This window comes from Streptomyces sp. R44 (assembly GCF_041053105.1).
Classification (GTDB): domain Bacteria; phylum Actinomycetota; class Actinomycetes; order Streptomycetales; family Streptomycetaceae; genus Streptomyces.
In genome coordinates this window covers 2,008,970-2,021,406 of record NZ_CP163444.1, presented here as the reverse complement: position 1 = coordinate 2,021,406, position 12,437 = coordinate 2,008,970, and the positions used below count along the sequence as shown (strand labels likewise).

At 74.5% G+C, this 12,437-nt stretch carries 14 protein-coding genes; 7 read left to right on the top strand and 7 right to left on the bottom strand.

Annotated features, from left to right (window positions below):
* Positions 1-43: 43 nt before the first annotated feature.
* Together AB5J54_RS09385 and AB5J54_RS09380 are read right to left on the bottom strand one after the other, a co-directional pair.
* Positions 44-733, bottom strand: a complete 690-nt coding sequence (locus AB5J54_RS09385; protein ID WP_369143449.1) for a nucleotidyltransferase domain-containing protein — start codon at positions 731-733, stop codon at positions 44-46.
* Positions 734-743: 10 nt separating this feature from the next.
* The gene (locus tag AB5J54_RS09380) at positions 744-1,187 is read right to left on the bottom strand and encodes a Rieske (2Fe-2S) protein (protein WP_369143448.1); all 444 of its coding nucleotides are present in this window, start codon (positions 1,185-1,187) and stop codon (positions 744-746) included.
* A 134-nt stretch (positions 1,188-1,321) separates the two neighbouring features.
* Here AB5J54_RS09380 and AB5J54_RS09375 point away from each other — a divergent pair, with 134 nt between their 5' ends.
* The 6 genes from AB5J54_RS09375 (at position 1,322) to der (ending at position 6,411) form a co-directional block, all read left to right on the top strand.
* Complete coding sequence (locus AB5J54_RS09375; protein WP_369143447.1) at positions 1,322-1,753, top strand: YidB family protein; 432 nt, start codon at positions 1,322-1,324, stop codon at positions 1,751-1,753.
* A gap of 120 nt (positions 1,754-1,873) precedes the next feature.
* Entirely contained in the window at positions 1,874-2,236 is a 363-nt protein-coding gene (gene aroH, locus AB5J54_RS09370) for a chorismate mutase (protein WP_369143446.1), read from the top strand.
* Positions 2,233-3,321 carry a prephenate dehydrogenase gene (locus tag AB5J54_RS09365; protein ID WP_369143445.1) on the top strand — a complete coding sequence of 363 codons (1,089 nt, stop codon included), beginning with the start codon at positions 2,233-2,235 and terminating at the stop codon, positions 3,319-3,321. Before aroH ends, AB5J54_RS09365 begins: the two co-directional genes overlap by 4 nt.
* A 255-nt stretch (positions 3,322-3,576) precedes the next feature.
* A complete protein-coding gene (gene cmk, locus AB5J54_RS09360) occupies positions 3,577-4,251 on the top strand; it encodes a (d)CMP kinase (RefSeq protein WP_369143444.1) in 675 nt (224 codons plus the stop codon).
* Positions 4,206-4,892 carry a lysophospholipid acyltransferase family protein gene (locus AB5J54_RS09355; protein WP_369143443.1) on the top strand — a complete coding sequence of 229 codons (687 nt, stop codon included), beginning with the start codon at positions 4,206-4,208 and terminating at the stop codon, positions 4,890-4,892. The genes cmk and AB5J54_RS09355 overlap by 46 nt, the downstream gene beginning before the upstream one ends.
* A 70-nt stretch (positions 4,893-4,962) precedes the next feature.
* Positions 4,963-6,411, top strand: a complete 1,449-nt coding sequence (gene der, locus AB5J54_RS09350; RefSeq protein WP_369143442.1) for a ribosome biogenesis GTPase Der — start codon at positions 4,963-4,965, stop codon at positions 6,409-6,411.
* A gap of 64 nt (positions 6,412-6,475) precedes the next feature.
* Here the strand turns inward: der and AB5J54_RS09345 are convergent, their stop codons facing one another.
* Together AB5J54_RS09345 and AB5J54_RS09340 are read right to left on the bottom strand one after the other, a co-directional pair.
* Positions 6,476-6,745 carry a hypothetical protein gene (locus AB5J54_RS09345; RefSeq protein WP_369143441.1) on the bottom strand — a complete coding sequence of 90 codons (270 nt, stop codon included), beginning with the start codon at positions 6,743-6,745 and terminating at the stop codon, positions 6,476-6,478.
* Positions 6,746-6,942: 197 nt separating this feature from the next.
* Positions 6,943-7,725, bottom strand: coding sequence for a hypothetical protein (locus AB5J54_RS09340; protein ID WP_369143440.1), 783 nt, complete (start codon positions 7,723-7,725; stop codon positions 6,943-6,945).
* Between the two features lie 217 nt (positions 7,726-7,942).
* On the opposite strand from AB5J54_RS09340, the gene AB5J54_RS09335 reads away from it, so the two are divergent.
* Positions 7,943-8,581, top strand: a complete 639-nt coding sequence (locus AB5J54_RS09335; protein WP_369143439.1) for a transglycosylase family protein — start codon at positions 7,943-7,945, stop codon at positions 8,579-8,581.
* Positions 8,582-8,585: 4 nt separating this feature from the next.
* On the opposite strand, the gene AB5J54_RS09330 is transcribed toward AB5J54_RS09335, so the two are convergent.
* The 3 genes from AB5J54_RS09330 to AB5J54_RS09320 are packed head-to-tail and all read right to left on the bottom strand — an operon-like array spanning position 8,586 to position 12,303.
* Positions 8,586-9,242, bottom strand: a complete 657-nt coding sequence (locus AB5J54_RS09330) for an ABC transporter ATP-binding protein (protein WP_369143438.1) — start codon at positions 9,240-9,242, stop codon at positions 8,586-8,588.
* Positions 9,239-11,917, bottom strand: a complete 2,679-nt coding sequence (locus AB5J54_RS09325; protein ID WP_369143437.1) for an ATP-binding cassette domain-containing protein — start codon at positions 11,915-11,917, stop codon at positions 9,239-9,241. Before AB5J54_RS09325 ends, AB5J54_RS09330 begins: the two co-directional genes overlap by 4 nt.
* On the bottom strand, positions 11,905-12,303 hold the full coding sequence (locus AB5J54_RS09320; RefSeq protein ID WP_369143436.1) for a hypothetical protein: 399 nt from the start codon (positions 12,301-12,303) through the stop codon (positions 11,905-11,907). The genes AB5J54_RS09325 and AB5J54_RS09320 overlap by 13 nt, the downstream gene beginning before the upstream one ends.
* Between the last annotated feature and the right edge of the window lie 134 nt (positions 12,304-12,437).

Sequence of the window (12,437 nt, the reverse complement as noted above, 5' to 3'; positions counted from 1 at the left end):
CGGAGCTCGCTCAGAGCTCGCTCAGAGCTCGCTCAGAGCTCGCTCAGAGCTCGTTCAGGGCCGAGGCGCGGCGGGCGCGGGTCAGGAAGTCCTGGATCCGGGGTTCGTCCGGGGCGGCCGGGAGCGGGGTCGTGTCGTGGGCCCGGTCCGCCTCCTCCTGGAGGCGGTTCATCCAGGACTCGACCTCCTGCCAGGGCACCTCGCCGCGCTTGACCGCGAGGAGGCGGTCGCGGGCCTCGCCGACGTCGATGCGGAGCTCGCCCGTGCGCAGCAGGTCGCGGCAGCTGGTGAGGAGCCGCAGCAGGTGCATGGCGTGCTTCCAGCGCGGATGCCCGTACTGACGGACGTCGGCGTCGAGCTTGCGGCGCTGGCCGGCCGCGTACCGCACGAAGGTCTGGTGGGCCCGGCGGGACAGGAAGGCCCCGCGCAGCGAGAGGAGCTCGCGGCCCCGGTCGTCGACGTGCTCGACGACGGGGGAGTGGAGGCACTCCAGGACGTTCGGGTTGTTGCGCAGGGCGAGCTCGCAGAAGCGTTCCAGCTCCCAGCTGAACTGGTCCTCGCCCGGGCCCTCCACATGTGCCGGGGGCTTGTCGAAGTGCCAGAAGAGCGGCGTCGGGGCGAGATAGACGCCCCGTACGTCCGTGTCGCTGTCCTCGGTCGCCAGACCGAAGGCGCGCGAGCCCATCACGCAGGAGTAGATCGTGTGCTCGCGCACCAGCTCGTCCGGAGTCATGCGGGGCAGATTACGCCAGGGTGATCGTTTCCCCCGAGACAATAATCTGCTCGGCCGGGAGGGGACGGGGAGCCGGTCCCGCCGCCACCGACCCGTCGGCGATGCGGTACTTGGAGCCGTGGCAGGGGCAGTCGATCGTGCCGTCCGCGACCTTGTTCACCGTGCAGCCCTGATGGGTGCAGATCGCCGAGAACGCCTTGAACTCGCCCGCCGCCGGCTGCGTCACGACCACCTTCCGCTCGGCGAAGACGGTGCCGCCGCCGACCGGGATCTCGGAGGTCCTGGCCAGGGGTGCGGGGCCGCTCGGGGCGGCTGTGCCGGTCGGGGCCGGTTCGCTGGTGGCCGGCGCGCTCGTCTGCGCACCCTCGTCGCCCCCGCCGTCGGAGCCGCAGCCCGTCGTCAGGGCCGCCGCGGCGAACAGGACGGTACGGCGGGTCGTTGAGCTCGTAGTCATGCCGCCAGCTTCGTCGCGCATCGCCCCCGGGGCCCGCAACACGCCTGCCCTCCCTCGCCGCCTACTCCGAGTGGCGGAACGCCCCGGTTCGGGTGACATTGGGCGTGTTTCCGTACCGGACGAAAGGCAGGACCATGGCGGGCAACGACCTCGGCAGTCTTCTCGGGAGTCTCCTCGGCGGCAGCAGCAGCGGAGGCGGGCAGGGCGGCGGCAACATCCTCGGCTCCCTCCTGGGAGCCCTCATGGGCGGCCAGGCCGGCAGCGGCGCCAACGGCTCGAACCCGCTCGGCGGGCTGCTGGACATGCTCACCAGGTCCGGCCTCACGGACCAGACGCAGTCCTGGGTCGGCACCGGCGAGAACCAGGCCGTCAGCGGCGCCCAGATCGCCGAGGCCCTCCCGGACGACACCCTGCAGAAGGTCGCGGCTGATGCCGGCGTCAGCCCGCAGGAGGCCGCCGACGAGATCGCCCGGTCCCTGCCGCAGGCCGTCGACAAGCTGACCCCGAGCGGCTCGCTGCCCCAGGGCGCCTCCCTGGAGGAGATCATCCGCCAGCAGCAGCTCTGACCCCCGTTCCGGACGCCCGCCCTCCGTCGTGCTTCGTCTCGGAGGGCGGGCGGCAGCGGCGCGCCGGCCCCGCCGCTGACTAGGCTGAACGGAGCACTGACGCAGGCGAAGGAGCACGACGTGGCGGTACGAGCGGTCCGAGGAGCCGTCCAGCTGGAGCGGGACGAGGCCGGACACATGCGCGAGCAGGTCGAGGAGCTGCTCACCGCCGTCCTCGAACGCAACGGGCTCACCACCGACGACCTCATCAGCATCTGGTTCACGGCCACGCCCGATCTGCACAGCGACTTCCCCGCCGCCGCGGCCCGGCGCATCGGGATCGTCGACGTGCCCCTGATCTGCGCACAGGAACTCGACATCGAGGGTGCGATGCCCAGGGTCGTCCGGCTCCTCGCCCACGTCGAGACCGAACTGCCCAAGTCCCGGATCGCGCACGTCTACCTCGGCGCCGCGGCCGCCCTGCGCAAGGACATCGCCCAGTGAGAACAGCGCTCGTCATCGGTACCGGTCTGATCGGTACCTCCGCCGCCCTCGCCCTCGCGGGCCGGGGCGTCACCGTCCACCTGCGCGACCACGACCCGGCGCGCGCCCGCACCGCCGCCGCGCTCGGCGCGGGCACCGACGAGGCGCCCGAAGGGCCCGTGGACCTCGCCGTCGTCGCCGTACCGCCGGCGCACGTGGCCGCCACCCTCGCCGAGGCCATGACGGCCGGGCTCGCCCGCGGCTACCTGGACGTGGCGAGCGTGAAGGGCGGGCCGAAGCGGGAGCTGGAGACGCTGGGCCTCGACCTCACCGCGTACATCGGCACGCACCCCATGTCCGGCAAGGAGCGCTCGGGACCGCTCGCCGCCACCGCCGACCTCTTCGAGGGCCGGCCCTGGGTCCTCACCCCGACCCGGGACACCGACACCGAGGTCCTCAACCTCGCCCTTGAGCTCGTCGCCCTGTGCCGGGCCGTCCCCGTCGTCATGGACGCCGACGCCCACGACCGGGCCGTGGCCCTCGTCTCCCACACCCCGCAGCTGGTGTCCTCCATGGTCGCCGCGCGTCTGGAGGAGGCCGACGAGTCCGCCGTACGGCTCTGTGGGCAGGGCATCCGCGACGTCACCCGGATCGCGGCCTCCGACCCGCGCATGTGGGTCGAGATCCTCTCCGCCAACCCCGGGCCCGTCGCCGACGTCCTCTCCGGCGTCGCCGCGGACCTCGACGAGACGGTGCGGGCGCTGCGGTCCCTGCAGTCCGCCTCCGCGGACGAGCGCCGCGACGGGGCGACGGGGGTCGAGGACGTGCTGCGGCGAGGGAACGCGGGGCGGGCCCGCGTGCCCGGCAAGCACGGTGCCGCCCCCGCGGTGTACGAGACCGTCGCCGTCCTCATCAGCGACCAGCCCGGCGAGCTGGCCCGCATCTTCGCCGACGCGGGGCGGGCGGGGGTCAACATCGAGGACGTCCGCATCGAACACGCCACGGGGCAGCAGGCGGGTCTGGTGCAGCTGATGGTGGAACCGTCGGCGGCGGGGTCGCTGGGGGCGGCCCTGCAGGAACGAGGCTGGTCCCTCCGCACGAGCTGAGCCCTCGGCCGTGGGCCGCGCTCCCGCCGTTGTGGGCAGGCGTTCCGCAAGGGGCGATGGGGGTCCCCCCTGCTCGAGCGGGACGATTGCCCACACGGGGGGCGGGGGTGCCGCCCCGCCCAGCCGGGCGCATCCCACACGGCAGCGGGCGCAGGCCGCACGCGGGGCCGAACGGGTGCTGGGGACTCGGTAACCTTGTGGGGGTCCCCCGCATCCCGCCGGGCCTACCGCTCACCCCAGGAAGGTGTTCCCACCGTGGATTCCGTGATCGTCGCCATCGACGGGCCCTCCGGCACGGGCAAGTCCAGCACCTCGAAGGCGGTCGCCGCCAAGCTGGGGCTGAGCTACCTCGACACCGGTGCCCAGTACCGGGCGATCACCTGGTGGATGATCAGCAACGGTGTCGACGTCACCGACGCCGAGGCCGTCGCGAACGCCGCGTCCAAGCCGGTCATCGTCTCCGGCACCGACCCGGCCCGGCCCACGATCACCGTCGACGGCGCCGACGCCTCCGGCCCGATCCGTACCGAAGAGGTCACCTCCAAGGTGAGCGCCGTCAGCGCCGTCCCCGAGGTGCGGAGCCTGATCACGGAGCTCCAGCGGTCCATCGCCCGCGGCGCCGAGATCGGCATCGTCGTCGAGGGCCGGGACATCGGCACCACCGTGCTGCCCGACGCCGACCTGAAGATCTTCCTCACCGCCTCGCCCGAGGCCCGTGCCGCCCGCCGCTCCGGCGAGCTCAAGGGCGTCGACGTGCACGCGACGAAGGAAGCCCTCATCAAGCGGGACGCGGCCGACTCCAGCCGCAAGACCTCCCCGCTCGCCAAGGCCGACGACGCCGTCGAGGTCGACACCACCGACCTCACCCTGGACCAGGTCATCGAGTGCGTCGTCACCCTCGTCGAGGAGAAGAGGGCGGGCGCCAAGTGACCCTGCCCTCAGCGAAGGGCGCGGCCGTCGGCCGCCGGATCGGCATCGGCCTGATGTACGGCTTCTGGAAGCCGCGCGTCCTCGGCGCCTGGCGGGTGCCGGCCTCCGGCCCCGTCATCCTCGCCGTCAACCACGCGCACAACATCGACGGCCCCATGCTCATGGGCACCGCCCCGCGCCCCGTGCACTTCCTCATCAAGAAGGAGGCGTTCGTCGGCCCGCTCGGCAGCTTCCTTGAGGGCATCGGGCAGCTCAAGGTGGACCGGGAGAGCACCGACCGCAACGCGATAGGCAACGCGCTCGGCATCCTGGAGCAGGGCGGCGTCCTCGGGATCTTCCCCGAGGGCACCCGCGGCGACGGCGACTTCGCCTCGCTGCGCGCGGGCCTGGCGTACTTCGCCGTCCGCAGCGGCGCGCCGATCGTCCCGGTCGCCGTCCTGGGAAGCACCGAGCGCCGCGGACGGTTGGTCAAGGCGCTGCCTCCGCTGCGCGGCCGCGTCGACGTCGTCTTCGGCGACGCCTTCGAGGCGGGGGACGGATCGGGCCGCCGCACCCGCAAGGCGCTCGACGAGGCCACCGTACGGATCCAGGAGCGGCTCACCGGCCACCTGGAAAACGCCAGGCGCCTCACCGGGCGCTGAGCGAGACTTTCAGTAGTGGGCCCCGGTGACCGGGGACCCACCGACCACGAATGATCAAGGAACGGACTTCATGAACGACCAGCACGACCACGGGGCACTTGGCGACGCCGAGTACGCGGAGTTCATGGAGCTCGCCGCGGAAGAGGGCTTCGACGTCGAGGACGTCGAGGGTGCGATCGAGGAGGCCGGCCACGGCGCGCTCCCCGTTCTCGCCGTCGTCGGCCGCCCGAACGTCGGCAAGTCGACCCTGGTGAACCGCATCATCGGCCGCCGCGAAGCGGTCGTCGAGGACAAGCCGGGCGTCACCCGCGACCGCGTCACGTACGAGGCCGAGTGGGCCGGCCGCCGCTTCAAGGTCGTCGACACCGGCGGCTGGGAGCAGGACGTCCTCGGCATCGACGCCTCCGTCGCCGCCCAGGCCGAGTACGCCATCGAGGCCGCCGACGCCTGCCTCTTCGTCGTGGACGCCACCGTCGGCGCCACCGACACCGACGAGGCCGTCGTCAAGCTGCTCCGCCGCGCCGGCAAGCCCGTCGTCCTCGCCGCCAACAAGGTCGACGGCCAGTCCGGCGAGGCCGACGCGGCCATGCTCTGGTCCCTGGGCCTCGGCGAGCCGTTCCCCGTCTCCTCGCTGCACGGCCGCGGCACCGGCGACCTCCTCGACGAGGTCCTGAAGAAGCTGCCCGAGGCCCCCGAGCAGCGCTTCGGCAACGCGGTGGGCGGCCCCCGCCGCATCGCCCTCATCGGCCGCCCGAACGTCGGCAAGTCCTCCCTGCTCAACAAGGTCGCGGGCGAGGACCGGGTCGTCGTCAACGAGCTGGCCGGCACCACCCGCGACCCGGTCGACGAGCTCATCGAGCTCGGCGGCGTCACCTGGAAGTTCGTCGACACCGCCGGCATCCGCAAGAAGGTCCACCTCCAGGCGGGCGCGGACTACTACGCCTCCCTGCGGACCGCGGCCGCCATCGAGAAGGCGGAGGTGGCCGTCATCCTCATCGACACCACCGACAACATCTCGGTCCAGGACCAGCGCATCATCACGATGGCGGTCGAGTCCGGCCGCGCCATCGTCATCGCCTACAACAAGTGGGACGAGCTCGACGAGGAGCGCCGCTACTACCTCGAGCGCGAGATCGAGACCGAGATGCAGCAGGTCGCCTGGGCGCCCCGGGTCAACGTCTCCGCCCTGACCGGCCGCCACATGGAGAAGCTGGTCCCGGCCATCGAGACCGCCCTCGCCGGCTGGGAGACCCGTATCCCCACCGGCCGGCTCAACGCCTTCCTGGGCGAGATCGTCGCCGCCCACCCGCACCCGGTCCGCGGCGGCAAGCAGCCCCGCATCCTCTTCGGCACGCAGGCCGGCACCAAGCCGCCGCGCTTCGTGCTCTTCGCCTCCGGCTTCCTGGAGGCCGGCTACCGCCGCTTCATCGAGCGCCGGCTGCGCGAGGAGTTCGGCTTCGACGGCACCCCGATCCACATCTCGGTCCGGGTCCGCGAGAAGCGCGGCCGCAAGAAGTAGGACGACGTGACACGGCGGAGGGCCGGGACTCAGGTCCCGGCCCTCCGCCGTACGTTCTTCCGCCCTAGAGGCCCCTGCGCGGTCCCGGTGGCAGTGCCGCCTGGGCCGGCGGGTGCTGCTGCGCCGACCATGCCGTCGGATACGCCGCCGCGTGCCGGTGCCCCTGCCCGTACAAGGCCGTGCTCAGGACGGTGCCGAAGGCCCGGAAGCCCAGTTCCTCCTCGCCGCTGCGGTCGCCCGGCAGCGTACGGAACGACCTGCGGTACTCCGAGTACAGGGCGTCGTAGATCGGCGTGGGCGACGGGCCCGCCGTGACGTCCTGCGCGGGGCGCATCGCAGGGATCGGGCTCGGATACGGCTGGAGGAACGGGTCGTATGGGTGCACATAGGTGCCAACGACACCGCCGCCCGTCGGATGCGGGCGGCTCTCCGAAAGGGGAGCGCTCCGGGGACGCGGCACGGTCGGCACGCCCGGCCCCGCCCCCGTCCCGGAGAGCCCCGCCCGCCCTATGCCGGGCCGGCCGTCTTCCATCAGGTGCCGGCCAGCGGCATCGCGGCGGCGACCAGGCGGCCGTTCGCGGCGGCCTTCTCCAGGGCGTCGCGCAGCAGGTCCTCGCGCGGCTGCTGGCCGATCGAGCCCACCGGGGCGGCGAAGACCAGGACCGTGTGCGACTTGTTGGCCGCCGCACGCCAGCCCTCGGTGACCTGGAGCGGCTGGTGCGCCTGCCACCAGGCGGCCTGACCGGCACCGCCGGGACCCGGCTGGAGCACGGAGTGCAGCTGGCCCATGGCGACCAGGACCGACCAGCCCGGCAGCACCGCCGGCTTCTCGCCCAGGCTCATGACCGGCTGGAAGCCCTGCTCGGCCAGGAGCGGCAGGAACTCGTCGGTGAGGCCGTCCGAACCCGGGCGGGCCACCGGCGCGGTCGGCTCCACGACGAGCGCCGGGTGCAGCTCGCCCTCGATCAGGACGAGACCGCTGGTGACGCCGAGCACGGCCTGCTCGGGGTGGGCGGCGGAGAGCGCGTCGGCGGCGTCGGAGGCCGTGATGGAGGCGACGGCGCCCTGGAGCTGCGCCTCCTCGACCTTGACGACCTGGGACGGGATGCAGCTGGCGTGGGCGAACGCGAGGACCGCGGTCTCCTCGCCGACGAACAGCACCGTGCTGGTGCGCTCCTGCTCGGAGTCCCCCGGCGTGCGGCAGGAGGTGCAGTCGTAGCTGCCCGGGGCGTTGTCGCCGGCGAGCAGCCGGTCCGCTTCTTCGTCGCCGATCTCGGCGCGTACGTCCTCGCTGACGTCGAGCATGCGCGGCACGGGGGGCTCCCTGGACTCGGTACGGGGGGACGCCGGGCCGTTCCCGGGCGTCTCATGACGAGTTCAACGGGCCAGCCTCGGCCGGGGTCACGCGCGGAACCGAGGCAACTTGCCAGTGGCGTGTGCGAGGGGGCGCGTGACTCCGACCGGGTGGGGTGTGAACAGTGTTCCGCGCGGCACGGGCCGGGGGTGCCGGGGTGCTGCCTAGCCTTCCCCGATGTCGAAGATCCGATTTTGGACGGCCGGTTCCCTCGTGGCGGCGTCCGCGGCCGCGCTCCTGTCGCTGGCCCCCGTGCCGGCTGCGGCCCAGGCACGGGACGCGTCTCCCGGAGCAGGGGACGTGCCCGCTGCGGTCGTCGCCCGGGAGGAGGTCTCCGAGGCGCTCCTGGACGTGCCGGACGCGCTCCGGGAGGCCGCCGCCGTGCCCGCGTACGCCTGTGCGCGGGACCAGTGGCCGTGGGGCTGTGTCGCCGAGTGCGAGAGCAGCGGGAACTGGCACACCAACACCGGCAACGGCTTCTACGGCGGGCTCCAGTTCTGGCACCCCACGTGGGTCGAGCACGGCGGACTGAAGTACGCCCGGCGCGCGGACCTGGCGACCCGGCAGCAGCAGATCACCGTCGCCGAGGAGGTGCTGCGCACCCAGGGGTGGGGGGCCTGGCCCGTCTGTTCCCGGCGGTACGGCCTGTACGGGCGGGTCCACACCGTCCAGCCCGGCGACACCCTCGGCTCGATCGCCCGCCGCTTCGCGGTCAAGGGCGGCTGGCAGGCGCTGTACGCGGCGAACCGGAGCGTCATCGGGGCCGATCCGAACCGGATCGTCGTCGGCACGATGCTGCGGATCGCCCCGCTCTGAGGTGTCACCGGTACTCGGCCGGCTCCCCGCTCGACGCGCGGGAGCCGCGCCGCAGCTCGTGCACGAGCGAGCCGGGCGGCAGCCCGTCCGGTACGCGCTGCTCGGCCAGGACCACGGCCGCCCCGCGGTCCTGGGCGAGCGCGGCGAGCATCCGGTACGTACGGGCCGCGACCGGCGGGGCCATGCCGAGCGACGGCTCGTCGACCAGCACCACGCGCGCGCGGGAGAGCAGCGCGCGGGACAGCGCCAGCATCCGGCGCTCCCCGCCGGAGAGGGTCCCGGCGGTTCTCGGCAGCAGCGCGACGAGCTCGGGGTACGGGGCGGTGGCGTCGGGCGCGGGGACCCCGGGTGCGGCGAGGGCGAGGTTCTCGGCGACGGTCAGGCCCGCGTACACCGCCCGCAGGTCCGGTACGAAGCAGAGGCCTCGGCGCGCCCGTGCGTGCGCCGGCAGCCGGGTGACGTCCGCCCCGCGCCACTCCACCCGGCCCGCCGTCAGGCCCACCGTCCCGGCGAGGGCGCGCAGGGCCGTCGTCCGGCCCGCGCCGTTGCGGCCCAGGAGGACCGTGACCGTCCCGGCCGGTACGGGCAGGTCGAGGCCGTGCAGGGCCTCCAGGGGGCCGTAGCGGACCCTGGCCGCGCGCAGGGCCATCTCGACGCTCACGACAGGATCCGGCCTCCCTCCATGGTGTGCACCGTGTCCGCGATCCCGGCGACCAGGTCGGGGTCGTGCTCCACCACCAGGACCGTCAGGCCGTCCGCAGCGAGGGCCGCCAGGATCCGGGCGAGCGCGGCGGTCTCGGCGGCGTCGAGGCCGGCGGCCGGTTCGTCGAGGAGGAGCGTGTGCGGCCGGCCGGCCAGGGCGCGGGCCAGCTCGACGCGGCGCAGGGTGCCGGTGGGCAGGTCCGCCGCCGGCCGGTGCCGTACGGGTCCGGCGAGCCCGAACAGCCGGAGGCTCCGCTCCACGGCGTCCGGGTCCCCGTGCCGGCTCTTCTGCTCCTCGCCGAGGCGGACGTTCTCCTCGACGGTGAGGGACGGGAAGACGGCGAGCCGCTGGAAGGTGCGGGCGATGCCGAGGCGGGTCCGGGCGTGCGCGGACCGGGCGGTGATGTCGGTGCCGTCGAGCGTGACCCGGCCCTGGCCGCGGCGGGGCCGGAGGGTCCCGGCGAGACAGTCGAAGAGGGTGCTCTTGCCGGCGCCGTTGGGTCCGACGAGGGCGGTGACGCGGGCGGGGGCGAGGACGAGGGTGACGTGGGAGAGGGCGGTGACCCCGCCGGGGTAGGTGAGGGTGAGGTCGTCGACGCGGAGGCCCTGGCCGGGCGAGGACGAGTACGAGGGCGCGGGCGGGGGCGTCGGGTGCGGGGAGCGCGCGGGTCCTGCCCGTGCCGTGGGCGGTGCCGGGCGGGCGGCGGGCGGCGGGCCGTGGGGGTGCGTCCGGCCTTCGGCCGGTCCGGGGTTCCCACCCGCACCGCCCGTGCGGGTTGTCGACCGAGGTGCGGGTCTTCCCGTGGAGGGTGCCGCGCCCTCGGCGGGCGGCGGGCCGTGGAGGGGGGTGTTCCCGCCGCCCGCCACGGCCCTCCGGGCCTTCGGCAGCAGGTTCGTCAGTGGGGGGATCCTGCCCGTCAGGGTGGCCAGGAGGCCGATCAGGGCCGCCGCCGTGCCCGCCTGGGGGCCCGCGTCCAGGGTCGTCAGGAGGGCCGCCGCGGCCAGCGGGGTCAGGAGGCTGTCCGCGCCCAGGACCAGGACCGCCGCGAACCAGAGCAGGCCGCGCACCGGGTCGTACTGCTCCGGGTCGAAGGCGCGCAGGCCCATGCCCAGGAGCCCGCCGCCCAGGGCCGCCAGGGCCGCGCCCAGGACGAAGGCGAGGAGCTTGAGGCGGGGCACCGGGACGCCCGCCGCCTCGGCGCCCGGTTCGTGGTCCCGGAGGGCGGCGAGCGCGCGGCCGGTGCGGCCCCGGCGGAGGGCCGCCACCGACGCCAGGCAGCCGGCCAGGACGACCAGTTCCAGGGCGTAGTAGGCGCGGTCGTCGGAGAAGCCCGCCGGGCGGCCGAGGGTCACGCCGGCCGTCGCGTACGGCTGGGTCAGGACGAAGCGGCTCACCGCCACCCCCACGGCCAGGGTCGCCAGGGCGAGCGCCAGGCCGTGCCGCCGGATCGCCGGCCGGCCCGTCACCAGGCCCGTGACCGCCACCATCGGCACCGTGAGTCCCAGGGCCAGGAGCGTCGGGATCCCCGCTGCCGCCAGGAGCGCGGTGAACAGGGCGCCCAGGCCCGCGTACGCCGCCTGGCCCAGGGCGATCTGCCCGCCCCGGCCCGCCACCACCACGAGGGACAGCAGGATCACGGCGAGCGCCGGGACCTGGATCGCCGTGTGCAGGTCCGAGCCCGCCAGGCCCAGGGGGAGGAGGAGCAGGACGCCCACCACCAGCCACAGGGCCGTCGGCACGCGCGTGGCGCGCGACGGCGGCGGCAGCGCGTCCCGGCCCTTGCCGCCGACGCCCGGCAGGACGAGCGCCGCCACCAGGAGCGCCACCACGAACAGGTTCGCCCCGACGGCCTGGAGCAGCGGTCCCGCCCAGCCCTCCGGGTGAAGCCGGGTCAGCTGGGCCTGGGCCACCCCGATCGCGAGCGCCGCCCCCACCGCGACCGGCAGGGACCGCATCCGGGCGATCACCGCGACCGCGATCACCTCGACGACGAGCAGCGGCATCCCGTACGGGTCGAGCCGTACGTACGGGGCGAGCAGGACGCCCGTGAGCCCGGCCGTGAACGAGCCGAACGCCCAGCCCGCCGCCGCGACCCGGTCCGCGTCGATCCCCGCCAGGACGGCGAGCGGCCGGTTGTCGACGACCGCCCTCAGCTCCCGGCCGAACCGGGTCCACCGGGTCACCGCCCCCATCAGGAAGGCCAGCGCCAGGACCGCCGCGAGCTGGGCCCAGGGATCGTCGCCGAGCAGCACCGGCGCGTCGGCCCGGGCGCCCGGGCCCCAGAGCAGGACCGCGCCGCCGACCAGGAGGACGAAGACGCCGATCGTCGCCACCAGGGTCTGCGCCGGGTTCGAGCCGCGGAGCGCGAGGGGGCGGAAGACGCCGCGGTCGAGGACCAGACCGAGCGCGGGGGCCACGACCAGGAGCGTGACGAGGGCCGCCGGGGGCAGCGGCCAGCCCCAGTCGACCACCAGCTGGCGGAGCACATACGCGCAGACCATGGCGACGGCGCCGTGCGCCAGGTTCAGCACGCCCGTCGCGCGGTAGGTGACGACGAGTCCGATGCCGGTGAGCGCGGCGGCGCTGCCGACCGCGAGGCCGGCGAGCGTCAGCTCGTACGTCAGGGAGGCCACGGTTCACACACCGGGCAGGGCGCCAGCTCCGCGTCCCCCGCTTCCACGGCCTCCGCCTTGCCCGCCACCAGCGGGCAGTCGGGGCGGTGCGCGAGCGTCCCCGCCGGGACCCGCAGGAGGGGGCCGTCCGAGGACGGCCGGGGAGTCTCCTCCGGAGGCGGGGGACTCGGCTCCGGAGGGCGTACGGGAAGCAGCGCGGCCGCCGCCACGAGGACCGCGCCCGCCACCAGGAGCGCCGCCCCCGGCACCGTGCACGAGGCCAGATAGGGCAGCTGGCGCTCCGCGAACCGCTCGCCGGAGATCCCGTACCAGCCGAGCGCACTGAGCACCGCGCCCCCGGCGGCCGCCGCGAGACCGCTCCACAGCAGGATCCGGGATGTCGGCACCGGGGCCTCCCTCGTCTCCTCCCCCTGCCCTTTCGTTGGCGTCCCCTTGTCTTCCCTTTCCTTGCACTATGCCCCGATCCGTCTCACCCTGGAAACACCAGCCGCTCCGGACCGGCTCCGGACCGGCGCGACAT